Genomic DNA, 24071 nt, shown 5'->3' with positions numbered 1-24071 from the left:
GACCCAACATCCCACCGCACGAGAGGAACAGCGATGAGCCGCACAAAGAAGACCGGAAACGACGCGCAGGACTGGGATACCGCCCGAGATGCTGTGCGCGACAACGCCTCAGAGTTGTCGGCGATGACCAGCCACACCGAACTTCTCGGGTGGGCCAAAGCCAACGGCATCGACACCGGATCACTGTTCGCCAAATTCAAGGCCGAGCTGCGTAAACAGCTTCACATCGACTACGACGCGGTGCGCCAACGCACTTTCGATGCCCGATGGGAACAGATGGACCAGCAAGCCCGCAACGCCCCGCAGATCGTGCTGTATGCCGCCGGTGACGGCGAGGTGGCGTCGTTCGCGGTGTGCTCGGCCGACGGGGAAGACCCGTGGTACGGCGATTTCCACGACAACGACAAGGTCGCCGCCGATGACCAGGACGCCGCCGACGTCGCCGCCGCCCGTAAAGCGGTCTACCTTGCCGGCCAGGCCCGCGAGCTCGCACAGCATGAGCTGATCGGGTTGCGGCTGGTGGTGTCCAATCACCGCGTCACCCTCGAATCGGTGCAGCGCGACTGCCTGCGTCACGACGTGTTCGTGACCATCGACGTCGTCGACGACGCCGCCGACAATCCCGCCCTGGAAGTGTGCCGGCTGCCGGGGTTCCGCGGCTGGCGTGAGGTGTCGCTGACCGATCTGCTCGCCGCCGATCAGGGCAGCGAGGTCGCCTGATGGCCGCAACACCCGGCAAGGCCGCCGAACCGGCCCGCGGCGGACCGGAATGGCTGATCCTCGCCGGCATCGGTGTGTTCGCTCTCGCCTGCACCGCGACCTGGGCGGCGCTGCGGCTGGCAGGTGGTCAGGCCGTGTCGGGAAATCCGTTCGCGACCGCGATCGAGCTGGCCACCGGGAAGGTGCGGTGGTCGACCGCGGCGACGGTGTGGCTGGCACTGATGGGCACCGCACTGGCCATCGTGGCCGGTATCGGGGTGTGGGTGTGGTCCAGGCGCCGGTCTCGGCGCAGCCGCGTGGACACCGCGCAGCAGCATCTGGGCAACGGCAAAGACATCGCCTCGGTGATGAGCAAAGCCGTGACCGCCAAAGCGGCCTCGCTCGGGGTGACCGACGCGACCGCACCGGCCACGTTCACCACCATGATCGGTGTGCCGCTGGGCACAACGCTGGCCGGCACACCGGTCTACGGGTCATGGGAAGACATGCACCTCGACATCTGGGGGCCGCGACAGGGTAAGTCGACCTCGCGGATCATTCCCGCGATCTGCGAAGCACCCGGTGCGGTACTGGCTACCGAAAACAAGCGCGGCAACCTCGACCACACCCGGCTGGTGCGAGAGTTCCGCGACGAACACGGCAACCCGACCCGCCAGGTGTGGGTGTTCGACCCGCAAGCCGTTGCCAACGAACAACCGTGGTGGTTCTGGAATCCGCTGAGCTATGTCACCGACGAGACCCGCGCCGAGGAACTCGCCCAGCTGTTCGGTGCCGGCGAGGACGGCCAGGACGCCAAAAAAGACCCCTACTTCGACCCCGAAGGCGAAGACCTGCTGGCCAATCTCATCCTCGCCTCCGCGCTGGCGGGTGAACCGATCACCACCGTCTACGAGCGGCTCGTGGTGCGTGACCGCGGCCACGAGGCAGTTGCGGTGCTCGACGAGCACGACTACCCGCTGATCGCCCAGGCGCTCAACGCGCGGCTGAACTATGCCGCCAAACAGGCCGACGGCATCTGGGGTACCGCAATCAAGATGGCCAAATGCCTCCGCGGCCGGAACGTGCGGCCGTGGGTGGCGCCCACCGGCCCCGACGATGACCGGCCCGAGCTCGACCTCGCCGGCTACGTGCAGCGCGGCGAAACGCTCTACTGCCTCTCACGCGAAGGTGTCGGGTCAGTCGGCCCGCTCGTGGCGGCCCTGACCATGGCAGCCACCAAGACCGCCGAAGCCATCGCGACCGACTCACCCGGCGGGCGGTTGCCGGTGCCGATGCTGTGCGCACTCGATGAGGCCGCCAACGTTGTGCGCTGGCCTGATCTGCCGAAGCTGTACTCGCACTTCGGGTCGCGCGGCATCGTCATCCTGACGATCTTGCAGTCGTGGTCCCAGGGGATCGGGGTGTTCGGCGACCGCCCGATGAAGCTGCTCGAATCGTCGTCGAACATCTACATCTACGGCGGCAACGTCCGCGAATCGGCCTACCTGGAAAGCCTCGCCAAACTCGCCGGCCAGTACTACCGCCAAGCCCGCAACATCTCCGACTCCACCGGCCGCGGCGGCGGCGGTGGTAGCCGATCGGTGTCGATCCACACCACGTTGGAAAACATCTTCACCGCCCGCGACCTCGCATCGTGGCCACGAGGTCGGCTGCTGTTGTTCTCCGCCGGCAACCCGCCGACGATCCTGCAAACAGTGCCGTGGTGGGACAAGCCCTACGCCGCCCTCATCACGCAGTCACTGGCCGAATACAGCCCCGACGCTAAGGAACCCGCAGTGGCCGAGGGCCGCGCCCCTGCAGGAGACGCAGCATGACCGCCACGCCGCACCACCACACGGGCGACACGAGCAGTCGTGGCGGCGACACCTCGGCCACACCCTGGAGATCGTGGTCGAGCGGCCTGGCGCTGGCCGGTATTGGTACGGGCCTGATCGGGGCCGTCCTGGGCTGGCGGTGGCCGACGCTGACCGCTGTGCTCATCCTCTTGACCGGCGTGACGGTGACGACCGTCTGGCAGTGGCTCCACGACCGCACCGTGGGCGGCCGAATCACAGCCGCGACGACAACCCTGGCTCTGGTCGCGGGGTGGCTGGTCACGGTGTGGCTGGTCGAGTTTCCGCCGGTGTTGGTGCGCCTGACTCTGACCCTGGCCGGTGGCGGCGTCGTCGTGGCCGCCGGTGTGGCAGTGCATCGCCGTGGCCCCAGCTACGGAAACGACCCGCCCCCAGCCCAGACAGTCCCAGGCAGCACCGTGCGGCCTTCGACCGGGGGTGAGGAGCGGTGAGCGCCCCGCCGGGCGGCACAGGCCGAGTCGAGATGTGGTGTGCCCGCAGAGGAATCAATCCACTCGGACTGTCGGTGAAGGCGACGGTGGTCACGTTCGTCGTGCTGATCGCCGCGACGGCGGTGTGGGCATGGGCCCTGCACTAACAGGCGAGCCGAGCGAGCGAAGAGACACCCCGAACGTCACCGACCCCACGAAGGAGGGACACAGCGATGAGTAGTGACTTGTTCGCCGACGAGGAGTTCGACGACGTCGATGCCGACAGCGGCTCCGAGGACACCGAACAGGAGCAGGGGCCGGCGCCCGAGTTTGAGTCGGTGTATGAGTTCGTCGACACCCACCTGGTGCGGATCTACGCCCGCAAGGTCATCCACAAACAAGACCGACGGTGGTGCCCGCGCTGGTTCGAACATCCCGAAGCGGTCTCGCGGCTCGAAGCGCTGTGGCGGGCCTACGAAGCGCTCCGCCTGGACCCCGCGACCGGGATGAGTACGTGGTGGCGCGATCACGCCGACTACCACATGAAGATGCTGATGGCCCCCGACGGAGCGTTCGAAGCGTGTTCGGCCGACCAGGGCCACAGCGACCGCACGGCGACCGAGCTTCCCACCGACAACGTCTACGAGCAGCAGTTGCTCTCGGCGATGAGCATTCACCCACCCGACCTCGTCAGCTGATAGGGAGACCCACCGATGTCTGAACACGAACAAGAATCCCGCGAACTCGAACAGAACATGGAACGCGCACTCGCCGTGGCGATCGCCCACGGTTCCTCAGTGATCCAGTCCTGGGCGCAGCTCGCCGCCAGACGCGCCGCCCGCCGCAACCAACTCGGCCACCACGCGATGCCGACCGGGGAGACCGCTGAACAGATCGCGGCCTCCGCACACGCAGTGCAGCAACGCGCACGCGGCGAGCTCGCCCTCGGCCGCCACGACGCGAACTTCTGGCGGGAGGCCAGCCCGGAAGACCTCGTCGACAAGATCCGCACCGACTACCGCATCGACCCCGCACGGCTCGGGCACCGTGACCACGACCGGGCGTGGGCCGAACGCGCCAAGGGGGACGAAGTGATGGGGTTGCTCGCCGTGGCCGGCCGCTACGCCGACGACAGTGCAGTCGCCGCCGGGGTACGCGACAACCTCACCGACCTGCTCGCCGAATACGGCCTGGACCCCGACGAGCTGATGCGCATGACACCGCAGCAGGCCGCCGAACGCTACGTCCAGTCGCGGGCCGAGTACTGGGCACCCGCCCAACCCCCCACCATGACCAGCGACGGCCGCGACGCCACCGACCGGAAGGGCGCACAGGTCGCCGCCCTGCTCAGCGGTGCGCAAGCCGCCGACGATCGCGCCGCCATAGCCGACCGCAACAGCACCGCACACCTGGAGCTCGCCGACTCACTCGACGCCTCAACCCCACAGGCCGCGGGCTACACCACCGCCGAGCCCACCCGCTCCGAGCGAGTCGCTCAGGCAAGTACAACCCCGGCCGGGCAGGCCGCGGCACGAGCAGCACGTGATCACCCCACCAACCCGCGCGCCGCCACCGCCAGCAGTGCGCGCAGCCAACCACGCGCCCGCACCGGCGCCACGATGGGCGCCGACCGCGAACGCGGCCGCGGAATGTGAACCGCCCACCCGAGACACCATCTCCCTGACTCGAACCCACATCGACCCCGACAGGGACGGAAAGGAACACCCACATGACATCGAACGACCCGACCGATCTGCTCGCCGAAATCGAAGCCTCCGACGCCGCCGAAGCCGAAGCCCTCGCACAGCGTCAACGACGCCGCCGCGAAGCACTCGAACCGGCCGCACGGTTGGCGGCCGAGATCGCCGCCACCCGTGAGGACTTCCTCGCCGAGGACCGCCGCCGACTCATCGAACTCGCCGACCTGGTCAAGCAAGCCAAAAAGAACGATGCCCCTGCCGCCGCGCTCGACCGCCTGACCTTCACACCCATGACCACCCAGCCACGTAACTCGCGCACACGGACCGGCACGTCCAGACGCCCACCGCGAAGCAGCTCACCCACTGGTCTGGCATCGACCTCCAATGCGAAGACATCGCAACAGCACACCCCGGCGCTGCGGGAGTCAGACTCTAGCCGCGGAACGGAACATTTGACGCCGTGACCAGCTGTGGGTCATGCTGCTGCGACTTTAGAAACTCGCGGGTGGCAGCTACTTGCCCAGACTTGTCGGGGTGGGGACCAACAACTATCTCCCCGATCGTGGGATGCACACACTGTCCGCCCATCCGAAGGTTGACGCCAACCTCGAGATAGGGCACCAGTCCTGACCGTCCCGGACGCACGTTGACCGGATATCTCGCTTCGCTGATTGCCCACAACCGCCATTCTTGTTCCTCAGCGAAAGCCTCATGCTTGATCGTCGCAACCTCCCGAAAAAGCTCGCCCGCCAAGAAGAGTTCGTGTGGCCTGTCGCCTCGACGAATCACTGTCTGAGCTCCCGTAGAATTCCAGCGGTCGACAGTAGAAGACACAAAGCCTTCCGCCCGCCTCTCAGCCTCCGCTTCGCCATACCCCACTTTGCGGAGTTCGGTCCGGAATGGGGTCGTTCCCATAGCGGTTGACTGGGGATGGAACGCATAGGTGTGACCTGCAAGGGCGTCCCACGTGAAACCAATAGCGAACCCACCTGTGCCACCACCGTACCCACGCCACTGCGACAACAGATCGCGTTCCGCACTGAACGAAGCCGCGAAGCACCGAAAGCCCCAGTCATACACTGGCTGGGTCTCAAACGCCTCCGCGACGGCGGAAAACGCATTACCCAGGTTGTCGTCAACCTCTGGTGTTTTCGCCGCCTCACGGAGGTGGCGGCAGAAGATATCGGCGCCGAATCGCAGCTCCAGCTGGTCATTCATATATCGGGAATCCGACGCCCAAAGCTTGGCAGCGTGCTGGTAGACCTTCGCCGACTCTGGATAGTCGACCGGCCACGCTCCGGGCGCCACGATACCCATCATCGCTGTGGCGTCAGTGTAGTGATAAAGCAGGTCAGGCAGCTCATCAATTTCTTCGCCGCAATTCTCGCCGGCAAACAGCTGCGATACGGGAAAGCTGCTCTCCGCCGTGGGGTTACCAAACACCATCAACCCATTATGAAGAGAGTCTGAGTCTGGGGTCTCGCCGGGTGATCCACACGCTCTCAAGGCCACCACCGCATCCCTCGAAGGTCAATTTACGGCAACGAAACCTCTGATGAATCATCCAATTCGGATTCTCGCGGCTGTAGAGTGCTCGGCCCCTGCGAGAATACGCGTGTGAAGCATCATCGAGGACCCAGCAGAAGAGAGGTTTTCGCTGAGCGCCAATGGCACTGGTGGCTCAGCAGGGTCGCGGTACCACTGTCCGCCGTCGTGCTGGCTGTGTCCGCGTCACTCTTTCTGGGACTCCGTAGCGACGGGAACGAACGAAGCTCCGCTCGCACCACCGAGGAGATGGTCACCAGCGCACGCTGTTCGGACGATAAAAGCGGTCTCGAGGCCGGCTGGGGTCCCGATCGACCGACTGTTGGTTCAACAGAGTACTCGGCGTACCCAGGCTTCAATGCCGACCGGGACAGCGGATCATACGGCGACGAGCGCAACTTCTTACTTGCCAAGGACGCTTCTAATCAGGAGCAAGGAAATTGGCACGACTCGATCGAAGTCGTTCCCGGCAACGCGTACTGGCTGAGGTTACTCGTTCACAACTCCGCCCGCGATCTACCACAGAACGTGGCCGAGGATACGTTCGTGGGGATCGACATTCCAACGTGCTCAGGTCGCGCTATCAAAGTGTTTGCACACATCACCGCTTCGAACGCCTACCCCTCGACTGTCTACGACAGCGTGGTGGCGCGCAGCGCCAACCCCATCAAGATCACTGCAGTGTCACAGAGCGTCCGCTTTCTCACGCTGGCACATCCGGACGGCACACCGGGGTTTGGCGAGGCAAATCAGATGTTCGCATCTGGTGTCGCCTTGGGAAGTCCGGACCTCGAAAGTGGTCTGTTCAGCGGAGGTTTTGAGAACTCGATGTACGTCGTAGCGCAGTTTCGTGTCGACGCCATCTGACTATGTGGTTTCAGCCACTCCATTCCCGCCCCGACTACAGAGCGCCCCTGCGAGCACGGGGTAGGTTCCTACGTAGTTTGGCCGAATCAGCGAAAGGACAGACTACCGCTCGTAGCTGTCAGCGGTACCGATGGTGCGCTCAGTTGCTGGTTGTGCTGCGGGTTGAGCTTGTTTGACGGTGGCGCTGTGCGGTGGTGCGGATATGTAGTGATGGTCGGCGAAGTGGTGTGCAGTGGTGTTGATGGCGCCGCGGATGTGTTCGGCCTGACGGTGGTGTCCTTGGGCGTCCATGGCGGCGCTGATGGCTTTGCTGGCGGCCAGCACCTGTTTCATCGTGGCCAGCCACAGCAGAGTGGTGTCGTCGCGGCTGGCGGCGAGCATGGTGGCGGCGACGCGTTGCGCGGCGGTGCGTGAACCGGTCCCGGCCGACTGTGTGGGTCGGCGATGGCCGGCTACACCACTGAGTGCGTCGGCGAGTTGGTTGACGCTGGCGGCGTCGCGCGGGTTCAGGCCGCGTGAGGCTGCGCTGAGCGCGGCCGCGGTGTCGCCGGCGGCAGTGTGCCACCCGGGCGAGGTCGTGTCGGTGACCGAGGTGACGGTGCGTTCCCAGCGGCGGGCGTGCTGATGAGCAGTGTGCACTCGGGGATCGTCTGTGCCGGTGGTGCGGTGTTTGCCGGTGTCGCGGCGGGTGCGTGTCCAGGCCGCCGATGCGAGACGGCGGTGGTTGTCGTCGGTGGGCCATCCGGCGCGGGCGCGTAGCTCGCTCAGTGCGAGACCGTCACCGAGGTAGCTGGCGTTGCGCCAGATTGGTGTGCCGGTGTTGTCGGCGGCGATCGTGGGGTGCAACGCCACCACGTAGCCGACGACATCGGTGGCCGAGCCTTTCGCGAATCGTGGGCGGGCCAGGATGTCGGGGTGGTCGCGCAGTGCGCGGGCGTAGTCTGCTTCGGTCGCCGACGCACGGGCCAGCTTCGCGCAGATCGACCGCAACCGTGCCTGCACTGCATCCATGTCGGTGCCGCTGCTGTGATCGCTGCGCGCACTGGCACTGGCATCGCGGGTGCTGTCGCTGGCTGGGCCACTGGTGTCGCGGCCGGGCGCGGTGGCGGGTCGGGTTGGTGCCGGTCGGGAGGCGCCGCCGAAGGGGGAGCCGACGTCGACGTGGTCCCACGCCGCCCGCGCATCCGCGCGCGCTTTGTCGTCGTCGATCCAGCGTTCCCGCAACCGCGGCAGCGACAGGTCCTCGCCGAGTTTCTTACCGCCGTGCATGATCGGTCGGCCGTGTTGGTTGGCGTACTCCGCGGCCGGCAACCCGACACTGAACCCGGTGACAGCCTCGACATCGGCCTTGTCGTAGCGCGCCGAGCGCATCACGAGTCCATCAGCGCGGGCCAGCCGCACGAACTCGGCTTCGCTTTCCGCGGCGGCCGCGATCGCCCGCACGCGACGCGCCAACGTCACCGAGGGCGCTTCGGCGATCCGTGGGTCCCGCACGCTGCCATCCGGGGCGCGCTGCGGCTTGGTTGCGGCGTCCTGTGCGTGCGCACGACCGCGTGCGGCCATGTTCTTGGTGTAGCTCGATAGCACTTCGAGTCCGTAGGTGTTCTCCAGGTCGCGGGCCACGCGCTGGGCGCGGGCGTAGTCGCCCTCGTTGCCGCCGCGCGTGGGATGTGGCCGCCACTTCGCGACCACCGTGCCGTCATCGCGTACCCGCGAGGCGGCGATATGGATGTGGTCGCCGCCGTTCTTGGTGGTGCCGTGATGGATCGCCACCCACCGCGCGGCCGCCGCGTCGGGATCATCGAACCCCATCCCGGTCATGAAGTCGTGCGCGATCGCCGACCACGTCGCCTCATCGAGCGCGGCGCTATCTGGCGGCAGCGACAACGAGCAGTGCCACACATTCTCATCACGCGTGGCTTCCGCGATCGCCGCATGCCCAGTCGCGCCCCGTTCCTGAGCGGCCTTGAGCGCCGCGGTGTCACGACGGGTGACCTCGGTACCGAACACCACCCGCGCCTCATCGAGACTCTGTCCCAACGCCATCGCCGACTCGCGCGTCATCGCCGCACCACCACCGCCGGCGGTGAACACCTCCCGCGTCGAGGCCGCCACCACATGCGGGTTGGTGTGCTCGTTGGCCTTGCCCGGACCGGCCAGATACATCACCAGACCGTTCATCCGCGCACCCGACGAGATCGCCGGCATCATCGGCATCTACACGCCATCCCACTCATCGACATCCGCACGCGACACCGTCTGCGCAGCCCCGGTAGCGGTGTCGGTGTCGGCGGCGCCGTAGGGCAGCTCGTCGCGTTTGGTGCCCGGAAACGACACCGCCCACACCTCACCGAACGCATCACGCACCCGCTCCGACGCACGTCGCGTCGCCAACACCGCCACAGCGAAGTCCGCCGGGATCTCACCCTCAGTGTTGGCGTGCCGCGCGATCTGGTTCATGTTCACCGCGATCCCCGACAACAGATTGCGGATCTCGGTGGCCTCCTGCCACGCCGCAACCTTCTCCGCATGGTTCACCGGCCCACCACCGTTCGCCGACAGCGCGCGGGTCACCATCAACCGCTGCACGCTCATACCGGCATCATCAGCACGGTTACGCAGCTCCTGATCCTCCACCGGGTTGACCCGCACCACGATGCGCGCATCACGACCACCGGGATGATTGCGTCGCCGGCGACGCCCGAACGCGCGATGCGAGTTGTCCGACTCGGCCATCACGCGCTCCCGTCTGTTGAATCGTGGTCTGTTGAATCGTGGTCCGGCCCTCGCCGGTCTAGCCCAGCGCAGCGACCCCACACCGTGGGGATCACCCCCGCACAAACCAGGGTCTGTGCGTCTCACCGTACCGACGGAAGGGACGGTGAGCAAGGGTTTAGGGCACCTAAACGATAGCTTGCTCCCGCGAGGCGGGTGCGTTTAGGGGTGAGCGCGCCTGCGCGCGGGGTCGGCGAGTCCACGCGCAGGCGTGGCCCATGTCGTCCGCTGTGGCGGGCGGCTGACGGTGGGCGGGTGGTGGCGAAACGTCGGCTGGGGACACGAGCAGGCAGGTGGTGCGGTGTGCTGCTCGGCTCGCGACCGCGCGTGGTCATCGGCTGGTGTGGGTCAACGACGATGCCCTCCCTGCCGTGTGGGCGGGGAGGGCATCGAGTGTGGTGCGGTCGGGGCAGTGTTACCTGGCCGGCCCGTCGGGTTGGTGGGTTCGGTCGGTGTCGTGTCGGCGGGCGGCAGCACCGTGCGGTGGAGGTGTGGCCGGCGCGCCGGTGCGCGGCGAGATGCGGGGAATGCCGCGCGAGGCGATCGCCGCGGCGCGTTGGGCCGGGGTCATCTGCTCGGCCGCGTACTGGCGGGCGCGGTGGGCTTCGATGCGTTGCGCGGCGACGCGGTAGTCCTCACGGGTGGACAGTCCAGCTTCAGCAACCATGTGGTTGGTGGGGTTCCACTGCAACGACCACCCCGGTTCGCGGCCGGTCTCGCGCAATCGTTGCTCGGCGGCCGCACGCGCGGCGAGAGCTTCGGGTGTGCGCGCTTCGGCGGCGATGGCGGTCTTGATCTGTTCGAGCTCGACGCGTTTGTCGCGCAGCACCTCGGCGTGTTCGAACGTGCCCTCCAGTCGCGGTAGCAGGATGTCGCGTTCACGGGTCGCCTCGGCGATGTCGTGGGTCAGTTTCTCGGGCAGGGTGGCCAGGCGGGCGTAGGCGTTTTCCACGCGGGTGGCCAGTCCTGCGGCCGCGGCCGGACTTGCTGGTGTGGTGAACAGTGTCGCGTCCGAACTCGACAGGTATTGCGGTGTGCTCAACGCTGGACCACTCAACCGCATGTACACCATGTCGCCCTCGATGGAGCGCGACATGTCCAGCCGTATCCCCGTCTCGGGGAACGCGGCGATCGGACGGTAGTCCGATGCGCCGCGACCTTTGAGCGCGAAGTAGGTGTCGCGGGCACGCTCGATCAATGCTGCGCTGCGCTCGGGACGGTCGTCGAGTGTGGCCGAGTTTCCGCGGCCGTCGAGCACCGCGAACGGGCGGCCGTTGGTGTCCCACTGCTCGATCGCCGCGGTGATCGCGGCAAGTCTGTCGATCTGCGCCTCGGTTGCCGGGATCTCGCGGTCGAGCGCGCCGACCCGGCGGCGTGCGTGCGACTGGGTGTCGCGGTGCGCGGCTTCCAGCGCCGCGAGTTTGCTCACCTCGTCGTCGAGTTCGACCATCGTGATGAACCGGGCGTCGCCGGTCGCTGCGGCCTTGGTCGCCGCGGCGGCTTCGGTCAGCGATTCGCTGTCGATCTCGCCGAGATCATCGGTGTTGGACAGCTGACCCATCTTGTACTCGTCGATGAAGCGGGCCTTGGTTTCGACCTTGCCCCACATGACGGTGTCGGTGGTGCCGGCGGTGACGTACTGGAAGATGTCGACCTCGGCGTTCTGGTTTCCCTGCCGCAGGATGCGGCCCTCACGTTGTTCCAGATCCGCCGGCCGCCACGGCACATCGATGTGGTGTAGCGCCGCCAGGCGGGTCTGCACATTCACGCCGGTGCCCATCCGTTCGGTCGAGCCGATGAGCACCCGCACCTTGCCGGTCTTGCAGTCGTCGAACAACTTCAGTCGCTGGGACGGGGTCTTGGCGTCGTGGATGAACCGGACGTGCTCGGCGGCCACGCCGCGTTCGATCAACTCGTCTTTGATCGCCGAGTACACCGTCCATGACCCGTCGGGTTTGGGTGTGCCCCGATCGCAGAACGCGATCTGCACACTGCCGGGCAGCGGTGCGACGTCCGAGCGGTCCTCGGTCAGATAGGTGCGGTCGCTGTCGCGGTGATAGATCCGCGCTATCTGATCGGCGACCGACTCGGCGCGAGTCGTGCCGGGTTCCGGTACGAGTCCGACCAGTCGTGGATCGAGTGCGACGTTGCGGCCGTCGTTGAGGATCTTGAGGGGGTTGTCCAGTCGTGCGTCCTCGGGTGCGTGATCGCCGCGGTACTCCAGATCGGTGATGAAGTCACGCACCTGCTGGCCCGGTTCGGTGGTGATCATCTGCCGGCCGGCGAAGCTCGGCAGTGCGGCGGGCACCTGGGCGCGGGTGACCACATCGGTGAACTGTTGCGACAACGCATACATGGCGCGCGGGTTGTTGTAGCTACTGACCCGCGAGACCACCTGCAACCGGGTGCCGGTGGCGTTGGTGATCGTCTCCTGGCGAGTCTTGGTGAACGTGGCCGCCCAATCGGTCACGCTCTTGACCCCGGCGACGTCCAACACATCCGGGCGCAGATACTGCTGCATCACCCACGCCTCGGCGAGGGAGTTCGCGATCGGTGTGCCGGTGGAGAACATCGCCACCTTCTCCGCACCACCGGGCAGGGCGCGGCCCTCGGCGGCGGCGCGGCCCTGGGCCAGCTCACGGAGGTGACTGAGTTTGAGGGCGAGGTCTTCGGCCTTCTGCGACCCCTCATGTGACAGCGAGTCGATCGCGCACTCGCGGGCCTTGTTCTTGTAGCCGTGCGCTTCATCGACGATCAGGTAGTCACACCCGGACTGCTCGAAGTACAGGCCGGTGTCCTTGCTGCGTTTACCGCCCTTGGTCAGCTGGTTGATCTGCTTTTCCAGCCGGGCCTTGGCTTGCTCGATGCGTTTGACCGTCGAGCGTTCCTGCGCACCACCAGAGTGCAACTGGTCCTCGAGCTCAGCGAGCTGGGCGCGCATGTAGTTGGTCTGCCGGTCGGGATGGGTCGCGATCAACTCGAACACCGACGACGGCACGATCACCATGTCCCAGTCCGACGTCGCGCTCTGCGACACCATCAACCGGCGCGCTTGGTCATCCATGCTTTTGCGGCCGGCCAACACATTCGCCGCCGGATACCACTGCTTGGCTTCGCGGGCGACCTGCTCGATCAGATGAGTCGGCACCACTATCCACGGCTGCTGAATCAGGCCGCGGCGTTTGAGTTCCATCGCGGTCATGAACATGGTGCCGGTCTTGCCCGCACCCACCACGTGATCGAGCAACACCGTCGGTTCGGCGAGCGCACGAGCAACCGCGTTGCGTTGATACGGGTGCGGCTCGAACTCCGCCGACACCCCCGGCAACGACAGCTGGCTGCCGTCGTAGGTGCCAGGGACGAACGCGTTGAACCGGTCGTTGTAGGTGCGCACCAACCGCTCGGTGCGGTCCTGATCCGACCACACCCACTGCGCGAACTCCTCGGCGATCTTGGCCGACTGCACCTGCGCCAACGTGGTGGCCTGCCCATCGATCGACGGCGCACCCTGCTCCACATCGGACTTCGAGTTGGTGATGACCACCGACTCCTGGTTGAGCAGCTTCTCGAACAACTCGCCGGCCGACAACGACTTACGGTCGTCATCGTTGGGTGCGCCGAACTCGGTGAACCACTTGTCCGCATCGACGGCGTTGACGTTGACGTTGACCGTCCACGCCCCGGCCCCGCGTTCCACGCGCGGGCGGGTGCCACCGAGGACTTCGGCGGTGAACCGTGCGTAGTCGGTCGGCTCGACCCAGTTCACGCCCGGTTTGACCACACCGATCTCGGTGGGTTGTAGGTCACGCGGAATCACCTCGGCCAACGCCTCGACCGACTCACGCAGATCGACACGGATCTGCTCGTCGGTGGCCTCACCGAGCAGTGTGCGTGCGGCGGTGTATTTGTCGCGGACGTTGCCCGACAGGAACTCGGCGGCCGCCACCAGATCATCGGTGCCGTCGACGGCGGCGAACACGTGCCCGCGCAACTGTTCACGTGCCGCGTCACGGTCGACGTCGAGCAGCTGTCCGATTCGGCCCACATCAACCCGGCCGGTCTCACCGACACTGATGGCCAGCGCGTCCTGTGGGGTTTCGGCGTGCTCGGCGCGTGCGGGCGCGAGGTAGACGTCGCGATGAAACAGTGCCGCTTTACGGGCGGTCTGGGTGTCCTCGTTGAACAACTCGATCGCCAGCAAAGTGGCGGTCATCGGATCATCGCGCAGTTTGTGCAGATGGTTGCGGCGGTACTGCACCGCGGTCGGCTCGGCTGCCTCCTGCGCGATGCGGTCGTATTCCTCGGGCGGCAACTGACCGGGGTAGGGGTCGATGATCTTCTTGCCGTTCTCGCCGCGGACCGGTTCACCGTCGCCGTCGAGGCGGGCGGTGCCGTTCTTGGTCCGCCATTGCTGTTGCTTTGTCACCATGCGCTCGGCGATCTCACTGTCGGTGCGTTCGCGGCCGCCCTGCACGGCGAACCGGTTGAGCGGCCCGTAGCGACGCAGATACGAGTCGTAGGAGCGGTTGAGTTCCGCGCGTAGATCGTTGCGGTCGGCGAGGTCGGCGCCACTGGTCTGGCTGCCGATCACTGCGACGGTCAGATCCCGCAGCTCCAGCAGGTGGCGGGTCTCGGCGGTGCGCGTCTTGGGCACCGCGAACGCCTGCCACGACGGCTGTGCACCATCGGTGCCGGCCCGGTAGGACTCGAACTGGTGGGTGTCGCTGTTCCAGCGGACCGTGCCCTCGATCGGCACATCGGCATACAACTCGGTGACATCGGCCAGCCCGTCACGAAACTGCTGCGCGTGCTGCTCGGCGCGCGAGGTGATGATCGGTGCATGGGCCAGACCGTGCCGGCGGGCGTCGGCGACGATGTCACCGAGAATCGAGCGCACATGATCGGCGATGGGCTGCTCGTCGGAGGCGGCCACGCTCAGCGAGTCGTCGCGGTAGAGGCCGTGTGCCAGCTGCATGCGGCCGGCCACCCGCTCGGGGTGCTCGGCGAAGTAGGCGTTGACCGCGATCGCGCCGGTCTTGCCGTCGCGGTCGTCGAGTTCGACCATGCGCGTGCGCACCCAGTCGGGTTCGGCGTTGACCGCCAACGGTTCCTCGCGGCGACGGAAGATCAGCAGATCTGTGGTGACCTCGGTACCGGCCACCTCCCGAAACGTGCTGCTGGGCAGGCGCACGGCGCCGACCAGGTCGGCCAGCTGCGCCATCTCGCGGCGGGCATCTACGCCGGCGGCGCCGACGGCGTCCATGGTGGTGTGGGTGGTGATGCCCATGACCCAGCCGCCCGGCGCGGTCAGATGCAGCGACTTGATCAGGAAGTGATTGTGCAGGTTGTAGCGGTAGTCGGGGTTGTAGACCGGATCATGCACCGCGGTCTTGGCGAACGGCACGTTGCCGATTGTCGCGGCGAACGCACCCTGCCCGACGGTGGTGGTCTCGAATCCCTCGAGGCGCACCTGGGCGTGCGGGTTGAGTAGATGCGCGATCTGCGCGGTCATCGGGTCTTTCTCCACACCCACCATCACCGCGGTATCGGGTGCCATCGCCATGAACGTGCCCGACCCGCAGCCGGGTTCGAGCACTCGGCCGCCGGCGAAGCCGGCCTCACCCAGCGCGTCCCACATCGCCGAGACCAGCCGGGGATCGGTGTAGTGGGCATTGAGCGTCGAGCGGCGCGCCGCGTCGTACTCCTGTGCGGTCAGCACCTCGCGCAGCTGGTCACGCTCGGCCGACCAGTCCGGCTTGTTCGGGTCGAAGATGTCGGGCACCGCACCCCACCCCGACCACTGCGACAGCGTCTGCTGCTCGTCGGCGGTGGCCAACCGGTTGGCGTCGCGACACGCCACCGCCACCCGCACCGCGGCCACGTTTGCCCGCGCCCGTGATTTCGCTCCCGACGGCACCAGAATCGTGCCCGGATGCTCGAACCGCACTGCTGCCACAGCGGCATCGCCCGAAACGTCAGGGGAGCCTGAGACGTCGGGGGAGTCAGCGGGGATCTCGCCGGCCGTGGTCTGCTCGTCGACAGTCTGTTCGTCGACGGCCGCGGTCATCGGGCCTGGTTCGTCGACCTCGGTCGCGGTGGCGTCGACGGCGACCATGCTGCCGTCGGGGCGCCGGGCGAGTTCGACCCGGGTACGTGACCATTGCGACAGCGGCACACCCTGTTCGGTCTGGGCGACCGTCGGTAGCTGCTCCGGTTCGGCCGGCGGCAGCGGAGTACCACCGGGATCGACGACAGCCGGATCGGTGGGTTGGCGGAAATCCTCTGTCGCGGAGTCGAAAAGACTTAGCTGTTGGTCCTCTTGGCCAGATCGGCGTCCACGGCGGCCTCGACTTCCCGTGCCGCCGGATCGCCCGGCTGCTGCGGCAACACCATCCCGTCCAGGGTTCGCGCCTCGATCAGACTCGCTGCGCGCACCACCCACGCCGGCGACTTCTCGCCCCACAGGTCCTCGGCCAGCCGATCCGAATCCCTGCTCGCCTCCAGCCACAGATCCTCGTGCAGCCACTGGGCCACTGCCCGACCCGGTTCCGGCTGGACCCACAGCGGAGTCTCCTCCTGCGGCGCCGGGTCCGGATCGGCGCTCAGTGCCGACTCCTGCAACTGGTGACTGAGCAGGTCGTTGGCGATCATCCGCGCCCGGGTCTGCAACCGGCGCTGGTCCTCGAACTCCGGTTCCTGGCCCGGATTCTCCTCGCGCCACTGCTCGATCAGCAGAAACGCCTGCTGCTCGATCAGGTCGGCCAGCTGGGTTCGCATCCCGTCGACCCGCACCTGGATTTCGCTGTCCGACAGCGCCGGACTCTGCGCCTGCAACTGATCCCTCAGTACGTCCAACGCGCCCATCAGATACTCCCTCGTCTCCGTCATCGAACAGATCGAACAGGCCGCCAGTAATCTGCGGGCCTTTCGTGTTGTCGGCAGCCATCCCTCGCCCTTCACCATCCAGTCAGTCGCCACCTCGGACGCCGACCAGACAGATGCCACGCGACCCCGAAATGGTTCACCGAACCCCTAAACCAAAGCCAGATCACCACGAGGATGGCACGACTGTCCGTGAGCGCAGTGTAAAGACGCAACCCGCTACCGTCAATAGCCTATTGACAGTTAGACGATGCTGCGGGCAGATCGTAAAAAAGGTTCTGAGCTGCGACTTTGCTGTGATTAGCGGCGGGCGGTGATCATCCTATCTGTGGTGCGGGCCGCGCGTCGTCGGGCTGTTTTGCCGTGTGGAAGCGGTAGCCGTCAATGGGTTGGTGACACCGCGAATAGAGTGAGGAAGATGCCCACCTCGTCGCCCGACACGGTACGTGCGGTGCATGTGCCCGCGCGGGATCGGTGGGTGCTGGTGTGGGATGAGGGACGCAGCGAATCACCGCCGATGCGGCTGCGGTCAATCCCCGGCTTCCTCGACACGACATTCGGTTCGCACACCCCGACCATCCAGTGGCCCGCCGGCATCAGCGAACTCCTCGACCGCGTCGACGTCGCCGACAAAGAAGCCGCCCGCGCCCAAGCGCACGCCCAGATGATGCGCCGCGAGGTCGCCCAAGGACTCCTCGACACCGGAATCGCCGGCAGCTTCGGCGACGTCGCCGCCATCCTCGGCGTCACCCGCCAACGCATCCACCACCTCCTCACACCAGAGCAGTGATGGATGCCCGCCGCGGTGTGGTGAGCGCATCGCGGACGCACCGTGGACGTAACAGCCACCCCGGTGTCGTCGATAGACACGAGAAGCGCCCCGCATGGACCAACCCCCGACCGGTCCATTGCGGGGCGCTGCTGTCTGAGCGCTCGGCTCACCCTTAGTTCACCGTCGACGACCCAACCACAGCACAGTCGCGGGCACAGTGACACCGAGGAGCCACGCCGCGAAGAAGAGATAGACGAGGGGACCGGACCAACCGGTAATCACAATGGCAATAGCCGGAAGTAGGCCGAGGAGGAACATCCCCCCAGCCAGGTTGCGACCAAGTCTCCTGGTGTCGAGTTCGTTTCCTGATTGTCGTTGTGCGTCGCTCATGGGCTATACGGCTCCTCTTTGGGTTGTGAGTCGAGTTAGAACAGGGCGATCTGCTGACGGGCTGCGCGGTCTGCGGCGCGTTGGTCGGCTCGGTGGGCGGCTTGTTGGGCGGCGTAAGGGGTGAGGTTGACCGCCTCGGCGATCACTGCCCAGGTGTGTCCGTGGTCGCGGAGGTCGGCGGCGAGGTCTTCGGCCTGGTGGTCGGTGAGTGTGCCAGCGGGGTCAGACATCGTGGGTCTCCTCTCGAAGGGGGGTCAGATGCGGGCGAGGTGGTCGCGCACGGCCAGGCGGCGGCGTTCGGCTGTTTGCTGGTGGTCGGTGAGGGCTGCCCAGTGGCCGGCGAGTTCGTCGACGGGGCGGCTGGTGGTGTGGTGGTGCATGCGGGTGATCAGGGCGAGGTAGCCGCGGCGGTACCAGGCGTCGACGAGGGCTGCGGCGAGGTGGGGGAGGTCGGCGCCGCCGGCGACGGTGGGGCGTGGTTGTGCGGGCGCGACAATGTCGAGCATGGCGCCTTTGGTGCGGCGGTGCTGGCCCTGGTCGGTGAGTCGGGCCTGTACCAGTTGCGGGGTGGCCGGTGTGCCTTGGTCGATGAGTTCGACGGCGGTGTCGAAGATGAGTCGGTTGGCGGGGCCGAGGAACAGGGTGGTGTCGGCCGGCAGTACATCCGGCTCCGCGGTGGTGTTGGTGCGGGCGCCGATGAGTGCGGTGATGACGGCGTGGGACATGGCCGGTGGTGCGTAGAGCAGGCAGGCGAGGAAGGCCAGTTCGAGCTCGAGCGCGGCGTCGAGGTCTTCGGTGGCGTCGAGGGTTCCGTAGCGGGTGGGATCGTCGCTGGTGGTGATGGTTTCGAGTTCGGGCAGCGGTTCGATCGTCGAGGCGCCCGGCACCGGTTCGGTGGTGTCGGGTTGTTCGGTGTTGCGGGGTGTGTCCACCATGACGGTCACCGTCCTCACTCCTGTTCTGTGGTCAGTGTGCTAGGGCTGTGATGCCCGTGTGGTCTTCGTGTGCCCATGCCTCGCGCTGGGCGGCCAGGTCGGCGAGTTCGTCACCGAGCCGCGGATCTCCGTCGGTGTAAGCCCGATCGGACTGGTCCCAGTAGCGGGCGGCGCGTTGGCTGTAGTCGATGCTCATGGTGGGTCCTTTCAGGCTGCGGTGGTGGTCAGGGACTTGATGCGGTCGGGGCGGAAACCCGACCAGTGCTCGTCGCCGGCGACCACGACGGGCGCTTGCAGATATCCCAGGCTCATCACGTAGTCGCGGGCGGACTCGTCGACGCTGATGTCGATCACCTGGTAGTCCAGGCCCTGCTTGTCGAGAGCTTTGTAGGTGGCGTGGCATTGCACGCATGCCGGCTTGGTGTAGACGGTGATCGCTGTGTTCTCGCTCATTTGTCGTATCCATTCATTCGTGGTGTCGCGAGGATTTACGCTGTTCCTTGATTCTACCTCGAATAGTGTTGTGCGGCAACTGTTTTAACGAATTGTTGTGCCTGCTGGTGTGCCATTTCCTGTTATGTGCCGCCCATTCGTACCCGGGGCATTCTGTCCATTTAACGGAGGTCGAAAAGCGGTGCGAAATAAGTGGAACGGAGCTGTGCGATGTGCAGCGCGTGCCGGTGTTTCGGGTGGAGTGGATTGACAGAATGTGTGGGTACGTCAGTGAGAATCGGCGGGTGCAGGAAACGGCGATGGTGACCGGGTTTGCGGGATCAGCAGGCCCGCTCGCGCACGGCGACGGTGCGGGCGGCGGTGATACCGGGGAGGTCGGGGACACCGGCGGTGAGTTCTGTTGTGGTGTGGCCGGGGGCGATTGCGTATCCGGTGGGGGTGGCGTCGAGGGCCGCGAGGTACCAGGTGGTGGTGTCGGCAGCGTCGTGCGTGTCGGTCTTGAGGGTGTGGATGTTGACGATGGTGGTGTGGGTGGGCCAGCGCACGGAGACGAGGACGAATGTGGGGTCGGCGGGGATGGCTCCATCGAGCAGTGCTGCGACACGTGTTCCGGTGGCCGGTAGGCCGGGGCCGGCGTCGACGTATCCCACGATGATGCCGGCGCGGCCGTCGGACAGGTCGACGGTCACGGCTTGGTCTGAATGGTTGCTGCTGGTCATGGCGAGTCCTTTCACAGAGAAGAGGGAGCAAAGGTGGGGCCACCGATGGGTGACCCCACCTTTGGGGGCGGCTCAGCGGGTGATGGTGTAGCCGAGGGCGTCGGCGAGCATGAACATCACCTGTTCACCGGTGGGCAGGAACGCTGCGGCCATCCGCGACAGCGCGCGGTCGCAGTTGAGTTCGTCCTCGCAGCAGCATTCTTCGTTGATGGGCATGTCGTCGTTGATCGCGTCGAGGGCGTGGCCGTCGATGGTGCTGGGGTCGATGACCCAGCGGTCGAGACCTTCGGGGTCACGCATCAGGTAGACCTTGACGCCGCTCTCGATGTAGTGGGCGCCTGGTGCGGGGGTGGCCAGGTCGTCGAGGCGGCGGTACGTGGCGGTGGTCATGATCGGTTCCTTTCGAGGTGGTGTGGTTCAGAGCTGGTCGGTGATCTCGCGGCGGGCGGTGGCGCGGTCCTGGCGGTTGGCGTGGCGCTTGGCGGCGCGGATGGTGTGAGGGTTCTGGTGTGCGCGGCTGGCGCGGGTGAACACGTCACGCTGGGTGCCGTTGCGGCTGGGTCGGGCCATGGGGTCCTCCTGTGCGGTGGTCTGGTTTGTTTGACACCTGCCATCTCGTTGCCGGCGGGAGGTCGGTGCAAGGGTGTTCACAGCGAAAAAGTCATCCGGGCCGCAGGCCTGAAACCCGAAGGGTGGATGAGTTTTTCGTGGCCCTTGTCGCCGTGCCGACCAGAGGTAAGAGAATGGAAGGGGGCAACAAACCCCCTGCCTGTGCGGCTGGGTCGCACAGATGGGTCGAGTCCGGCCCTGGGGCCGGTCCTTGTCGGTGGGCCGGGCGTCAGCTCGGCGACAGGTCTGTACGGCGTAGCCGTTCGGTTGGGCTGCCGGCGGTTACCGTTGTGGGTATGTCTTCTGTGGAGCGTGCTGTGGCTGATCGGTGGGTGCCGTTGCCGTCGGAGGTGCGTGCGGTTGTCGAGGGCCGGCCTCGCGACGTCGCCTCGGGTGTGGACCTGTGGTGGCGGGATGCGATGCCACCGGGGGTGGAGGCTCAGATCCTTTGATCTGAGCCTCCGGCCCCGCTGGGGTTTAGGCGAAGTCCTCGGGGGTGGGGAAGTGTCCGCCGAACAGCTCGTCGACGGTGTCGGCGTCGGGGATGACGGCCTCGCGCAACTGGTGGGGTCGGATTCCGGCGCGTAGTGCCCGGTCCAGCAGTTGCGCCAGGGTGGGCAGTTCGGTGGTCTCGCTGATGTGGTCGAAAATGATGCCGGCCATGGCGCCGTTGCCGTTGAGGTAGTGGCAGGCGGCGGCGAGGGTGAGGGTGTTGGCGCGGTCGCGGCCGCGTAGTGGCCGGGCGAGTTCGGTGAACACTGCAGCGGCGGTGCGCGGGTCGTAGGCGGCGGTGCGCAGCAACGCGTCGCGGTAGACGAGGTGATCGCCGATCATGACGGCGACCTGCGCGGACAGTTCACGCGGGACGTCGGTGGGCCAGTGCACCATCGCGGAGACGATGGCCTTGGCGGCTTGTTCGGGGTAGATCTGCACACCGTGGGTGTCGATGGGGTCGGTGGTGGCCAGGCTGGCGCGCATGCTGTCGCGGTTGTGGGCGATGGGTTGGCCGTCGATCACGCGGTTGAGGCTGGCGGGGCTGTCGCGGTAGTCGCTGCTGATGCCGGTGTCTCCGGTGATCAGGTCGCGGTAGGTGGCGGGCTGGTCGCAGCGTGCGACCACGAGGCGGCTGTTGGTTTCGATGCCGTGGCGCAGGAGGGCATCGCTGATGGTGTGGACCGCTGCGTCTGCGATGTCGTTGTCCTCGGTGATGGCAATGACGATGGCGGTGGGCACGTGGTGGGTGTGCAACACGTCGGCGAGGTAGTCGGCGATGTCGTCGGTGTCGGCGATGTCGTGACGGGCTGTCATGTCGATCTTGTTGCCGGTGGTGCCGATGACCATGATCGATTCGGCGGGTACGAATCCGAGCAGGCCGGGGAGTGCGGCGATGAGGTCGGCGTTGGTGATGATGCGCTGCATGGCAGGTCCCTCTCTGGGTGTCGGCCTCGGCGGGCCGGTGCTTTGCTTGACACCTGCCATCGCTTGCCGGCGGGAGGTCGGTGCAAGGGTGTTCACAGCGAAAAAGTCATCCGGGCCGTAGGCCTGAAACCCGAAGGGCGGGGGAGTTTTTCGCGGCCCTTGCGGCGTGCCGACCAGAGGTAAGAGACTGGTGGGGGTCAGCAAAGCAGCCCGAGAAAGCTCTGTGCGGCGCTAGCCGCTTCCGATTAGGTGCCGGCCTTCGGCCGGCAGTCATGGCGGCGGGAGCCGACAGTCACCGCAACCAGCAGATCGACGTCACCGGCTCTGGTCGGCGTGAGCACACCAGACGCACTCCACGGTGAAGGTGATTGTGCGGGAGCGACGCAGGTTCGGTAGGGCTCGGTGTCGCGGCAGCACTAGTTAGGGCTACTGCACGCCCTCGTTCTTCTCCCTCAATTCTTCCCCAGCCGTTTCGAGCTCATTTTCGACCCTTAATTTGACCATGTCCAGTACTTCCCTGGAAGCTTCGTCACCGGCAACTAGCTGGTCGAGGCCTGCGCGGATAGGCAATAGAATATCGAGCCTTCTGCTGGGGTCGTGGATACCTTGAACGCGAGTTACCGCATCTGCTGCGTCGACCAAAGGGGTCCTTATATCCGAACCGGCCGCTCCCACGAGGCGCACCGGCACCTTTGTACGGGTTGTTCGACTTCTAGGTTGCGGTTTTACGTAGAGCTCTAGCAGAGTCTCCATACGTCCTATTCGATCCGAGAGAGTTCCCAGTACATCTGCAAACTCCGACGAATCTCCTGTTTCCAGTCGCTCAGCTGTGGCTGTGACAGCTTCATATGTAGACAAAGGTGTGACCAGGGAGTCGGGTTTCTCGAGCGCGAGTTTCGCTGCGGTTAGCAATCGGGCCTGTGCGGTGTCTACGGATTCAGGATCGGTGAGGTCGTAGTCGATTCTCGTCTGGTCAACGACGTCGAAAGGTGATGTCGTTCCTTGCGCGGCAATTATAACCACCGGCCTCTTAAAGCAGTGCGCAATAGCCAACTCGTAGAAGACATTTGGGTTATGGTCGGTAATGTCGACAACCACCAAGTCGGCACGGATTATGCGGCCTACGACCTTTTGTGTTATCGAGTCCGGTGCCTGATCATCATCTGCTCGAGTGACCGTCCACTCCGGCTCAGTGAGTGCCTTCTTGACGATGAACTTGAGCACCTTCTTGGCCTGGGTATATCCAGGCGTATTTGGTGAACCGATGGGCGATGCAACGAAAACCTCGATCGGCGTCACATCGTCAGAGGGCGTGGTCATCAATGCAGCGTAATCTGTTGCGCGCCGATAGTCCCGTAAAGCACCCCGCTCTGATCTGTCGCGGTGCTGCGTAGCCGCTCGACCCTGTGCCAGCCCGACTGGCTGGCCTTCCCTTCCGCCGCACTGCTGTACTGCCGTACTGCTGTACCGACTCGGTGGCGCATGGGCAGGTTGAGAGAGGGTGTCGTGGGTGTTGGCCCGCCGTACCCCTGGCGTGTGGGCACGGCGGGTGGTGGTTCAGCTGTCGCTGTAGCGGGGTGTGCAGGAGAGGTGGACGCAGTCTTGGTGGTGGTCGTCGGTGAGGAAGGCGGCGTAGCCGGCGGCGTCGAGTTCGGCGAGGGCGAGTGTCCATTGGTGGTCGGTGAGGTCGACCATGTTGTGGACGTGGTGGAGGGGGACGAGGTCGGGGTTGCCTGCTTGGAGGACGGAGATTGCTCGGACGACTTCGCGGGTGTGGCGGCTGACGGTGATGTTGGTGAAGGTCCAGGCCATGGGGTGCTCCCTTGTTCGGGTCCGCCCAGGTGTGGCGGACGTCGTAGACCTGGGGGACCGGCGGGGGTGGGCTGTCAACCCCGGAGAGCCTGGTGGGCCGGAGGCCAATTCGGTTGCGAGCGCAGCGAGTGCGGGTTGCCGGATTGGTCGCAGCGCGTGGGCGGAGCGCAGCGGAGAACACGCGGAAGTCACCAGGCGTGGGTTGACAGG

25 protein-coding genes are annotated in these 24071 nt (G+C 66.0%); 10 read left to right on the top strand and 15 right to left on the bottom strand.

What is annotated here, in order from left to right; all coding sequences use genetic code 11:
* Positions 1 to 33 precede the first annotated feature (33 nt).
* From L1892_RS19950 to L1892_RS19920, 7 genes are all read left to right on the top strand, one after another.
* Positions 34 to 720: a hypothetical protein gene (locus tag L1892_RS19950; protein WP_235725391.1), complete on the top strand. Its 687-nt coding sequence runs from the start codon at positions 34 to 36 to the stop codon at positions 718 to 720.
* Positions 720 to 2534 (top strand): type IV secretory system conjugative DNA transfer family protein, encoded by a 1815-nt coding sequence (locus L1892_RS19945; protein ID WP_235725390.1) that lies wholly within the window; start codon positions 720 to 722, stop codon positions 2532 to 2534. Before L1892_RS19950 ends, L1892_RS19945 begins: the two co-directional genes overlap by 1 nt.
* Positions 2531 to 3004: a hypothetical protein gene (locus L1892_RS19940; RefSeq protein ID WP_235725389.1), complete on the top strand. Its 474-nt coding sequence runs from the start codon at positions 2531 to 2533 to the stop codon at positions 3002 to 3004. The genes L1892_RS19945 and L1892_RS19940 overlap by 4 nt, the downstream gene beginning before the upstream one ends.
* Positions 3001 to 3150: a hypothetical protein gene (locus L1892_RS19935; RefSeq protein WP_235725388.1), complete on the top strand. Its 150-nt coding sequence runs from the start codon at positions 3001 to 3003 to the stop codon at positions 3148 to 3150. The genes L1892_RS19940 and L1892_RS19935 overlap by 4 nt, the downstream gene beginning before the upstream one ends.
* 66 nt (positions 3151 to 3216) lie before the next feature.
* Complete coding sequence (locus L1892_RS19930) at positions 3217 to 3681, top strand: DUF4913 domain-containing protein (RefSeq protein WP_235725387.1); 465 nt, start codon at positions 3217 to 3219, stop codon at positions 3679 to 3681.
* Positions 3682 to 3696: 15 nt separating this feature from the next.
* On the top strand, positions 3697 to 4638 hold the full coding sequence (locus L1892_RS19925) for a hypothetical protein (RefSeq protein ID WP_235725386.1): 942 nt from the start codon (positions 3697 to 3699) through the stop codon (positions 4636 to 4638).
* 74 nt (positions 4639 to 4712) lie between these two features.
* Positions 4713 to 5147, top strand: coding sequence for a hypothetical protein (locus tag L1892_RS19920; protein WP_235725385.1), 435 nt, complete (start codon positions 4713 to 4715; stop codon positions 5145 to 5147).
* Here L1892_RS19920 and L1892_RS19915 read toward each other — a convergent pair.
* A complete protein-coding gene (locus L1892_RS19915) occupies positions 5116 to 6129 on the bottom strand; it encodes a DUF2971 domain-containing protein (RefSeq protein WP_235725384.1) in 1014 nt (337 codons plus the stop codon). The two genes, L1892_RS19920 and L1892_RS19915, sit on opposite strands and share 32 nt — an antisense overlap.
* Before the next feature lie 348 nt (positions 6130 to 6477).
* Here L1892_RS19915 and L1892_RS19910 point away from each other — a divergent pair, with 348 nt between their 5' ends.
* On the top strand, positions 6478 to 7095 hold the full coding sequence (locus tag L1892_RS19910; protein ID WP_235725383.1) for a hypothetical protein: 618 nt from the start codon (positions 6478 to 6480) through the stop codon (positions 7093 to 7095).
* 102 nt (positions 7096 to 7197) lie between these two features.
* Here the strand turns inward: L1892_RS19910 and L1892_RS19905 are convergent, their stop codons facing one another.
* From L1892_RS19905 to L1892_RS19890, 4 genes are all read right to left on the bottom strand, one after another.
* Positions 7198 to 9312, bottom strand: a complete 2115-nt coding sequence (locus L1892_RS19905) for a relaxase/mobilization nuclease domain-containing protein (RefSeq protein ID WP_235725382.1) — start codon at positions 9310 to 9312, stop codon at positions 7198 to 7200.
* Complete coding sequence (locus L1892_RS19900) at positions 9313 to 9831, bottom strand: plasmid mobilization protein (protein ID WP_235725381.1); 519 nt, start codon at positions 9829 to 9831, stop codon at positions 9313 to 9315.
* Between the two features lie 454 nt (positions 9832 to 10285).
* Complete coding sequence (locus L1892_RS19895) at positions 10286 to 16045, bottom strand: helicase-like domain-containing protein (protein WP_235725380.1); 5760 nt, start codon at positions 16043 to 16045, stop codon at positions 10286 to 10288.
* A 128-nt stretch (positions 16046 to 16173) separates the two neighbouring features.
* A complete protein-coding gene (locus L1892_RS19890; RefSeq protein WP_235725379.1) occupies positions 16174 to 16758 on the bottom strand; it encodes a hypothetical protein in 585 nt (194 codons plus the stop codon).
* A gap of 412 nt (positions 16759 to 17170) precedes the next feature.
* On the opposite strand from L1892_RS19890, the gene L1892_RS19885 reads away from it, so the two are divergent.
* Positions 17171 to 17542 carry a hypothetical protein gene (locus L1892_RS19885; protein ID WP_235725378.1) on the top strand — a complete coding sequence of 124 codons (372 nt, stop codon included), beginning with the start codon at positions 17171 to 17173 and terminating at the stop codon, positions 17540 to 17542.
* Positions 17543 to 17949: 407 nt separating this feature from the next.
* Here L1892_RS19885 and L1892_RS19880 read toward each other — a convergent pair whose 3' ends face one another.
* The 7 genes from L1892_RS19880 to L1892_RS19850 form a co-directional block, all read right to left on the bottom strand.
* Entirely contained in the window at positions 17950 to 18144 is a 195-nt protein-coding gene (locus L1892_RS19880) for a hypothetical protein (protein ID WP_235725377.1), read from the bottom strand.
* A 24-nt stretch (positions 18145 to 18168) separates the two neighbouring features.
* The gene (locus L1892_RS19875; RefSeq protein WP_235725376.1) at positions 18169 to 18849 is read right to left on the bottom strand and encodes a hypothetical protein; all 681 of its coding nucleotides are present in this window, start codon (positions 18847 to 18849) and stop codon (positions 18169 to 18171) included.
* A gap of 31 nt (positions 18850 to 18880) precedes the next feature.
* The gene (locus L1892_RS19870; protein ID WP_235725375.1) at positions 18881 to 19045 is read right to left on the bottom strand and encodes a hypothetical protein; all 165 of its coding nucleotides are present in this window, start codon (positions 19043 to 19045) and stop codon (positions 18881 to 18883) included.
* A gap of 11 nt (positions 19046 to 19056) precedes the next feature.
* A complete protein-coding gene (locus L1892_RS19865) occupies positions 19057 to 19302 on the bottom strand; it encodes a redoxin NrdH (protein WP_235725374.1) in 246 nt (81 codons plus the stop codon).
* A 320-nt stretch (positions 19303 to 19622) separates the two neighbouring features.
* Positions 19623 to 20021, bottom strand: a complete 399-nt coding sequence (locus tag L1892_RS19860) for a hypothetical protein (protein WP_235725373.1) — start codon at positions 20019 to 20021, stop codon at positions 19623 to 19625.
* A gap of 72 nt (positions 20022 to 20093) precedes the next feature.
* Entirely contained in the window at positions 20094 to 20411 is a 318-nt protein-coding gene (locus tag L1892_RS19855) for a hypothetical protein (RefSeq protein WP_235725372.1), read from the bottom strand.
* Between the two features lie 27 nt (positions 20412 to 20438).
* Positions 20439 to 20591, bottom strand: a complete 153-nt coding sequence (locus tag L1892_RS19850; protein WP_235725371.1) for a hypothetical protein — start codon at positions 20589 to 20591, stop codon at positions 20439 to 20441.
* Between the two features lie 335 nt (positions 20592 to 20926).
* Here L1892_RS19850 and L1892_RS19845 point away from each other — a divergent pair, with 335 nt between their 5' ends.
* On the top strand, positions 20927 to 21082 hold the full coding sequence (locus L1892_RS19845; RefSeq protein WP_235725370.1) for a hypothetical protein: 156 nt from the start codon (positions 20927 to 20929) through the stop codon (positions 21080 to 21082).
* Positions 21083 to 21107: 25 nt separating this feature from the next.
* Here L1892_RS19845 and L1892_RS19840 read toward each other — a convergent pair whose 3' ends face one another.
* The 3 genes from L1892_RS19840 to L1892_RS19830 all read right to left on the bottom strand — a co-directional run bounded on the left by L1892_RS19840 (position 21108) and on the right by L1892_RS19830 (position 23861).
* Positions 21108 to 22049, bottom strand: a complete 942-nt coding sequence (locus L1892_RS19840; protein ID WP_235725369.1) for a DUF4192 domain-containing protein — start codon at positions 22047 to 22049, stop codon at positions 21108 to 21110.
* 426 nt (positions 22050 to 22475) lie between these two features.
* Positions 22476 to 23369, bottom strand: coding sequence for a hypothetical protein (locus L1892_RS19835; protein WP_235725368.1), 894 nt, complete (start codon positions 23367 to 23369; stop codon positions 22476 to 22478).
* Positions 23370 to 23606: 237 nt separating this feature from the next.
* Positions 23607 to 23861, bottom strand: a complete 255-nt coding sequence (locus L1892_RS19830) for a hypothetical protein (RefSeq protein WP_235725367.1) — start codon at positions 23859 to 23861, stop codon at positions 23607 to 23609.
* Positions 23862 to 24071 lie beyond the last annotated feature (210 nt).

Origin of the sequence: Gordonia tangerina, assembly GCF_021556435.1 — a bacterium.
Lineage (GTDB): Bacteria > Actinomycetota > Actinomycetes > Mycobacteriales > Mycobacteriaceae > Gordonia > Gordonia tangerina.
Note: the sequence above shows the minus strand (reverse complement) of the source record. Positions and strands in the feature narration are given on the sequence as shown.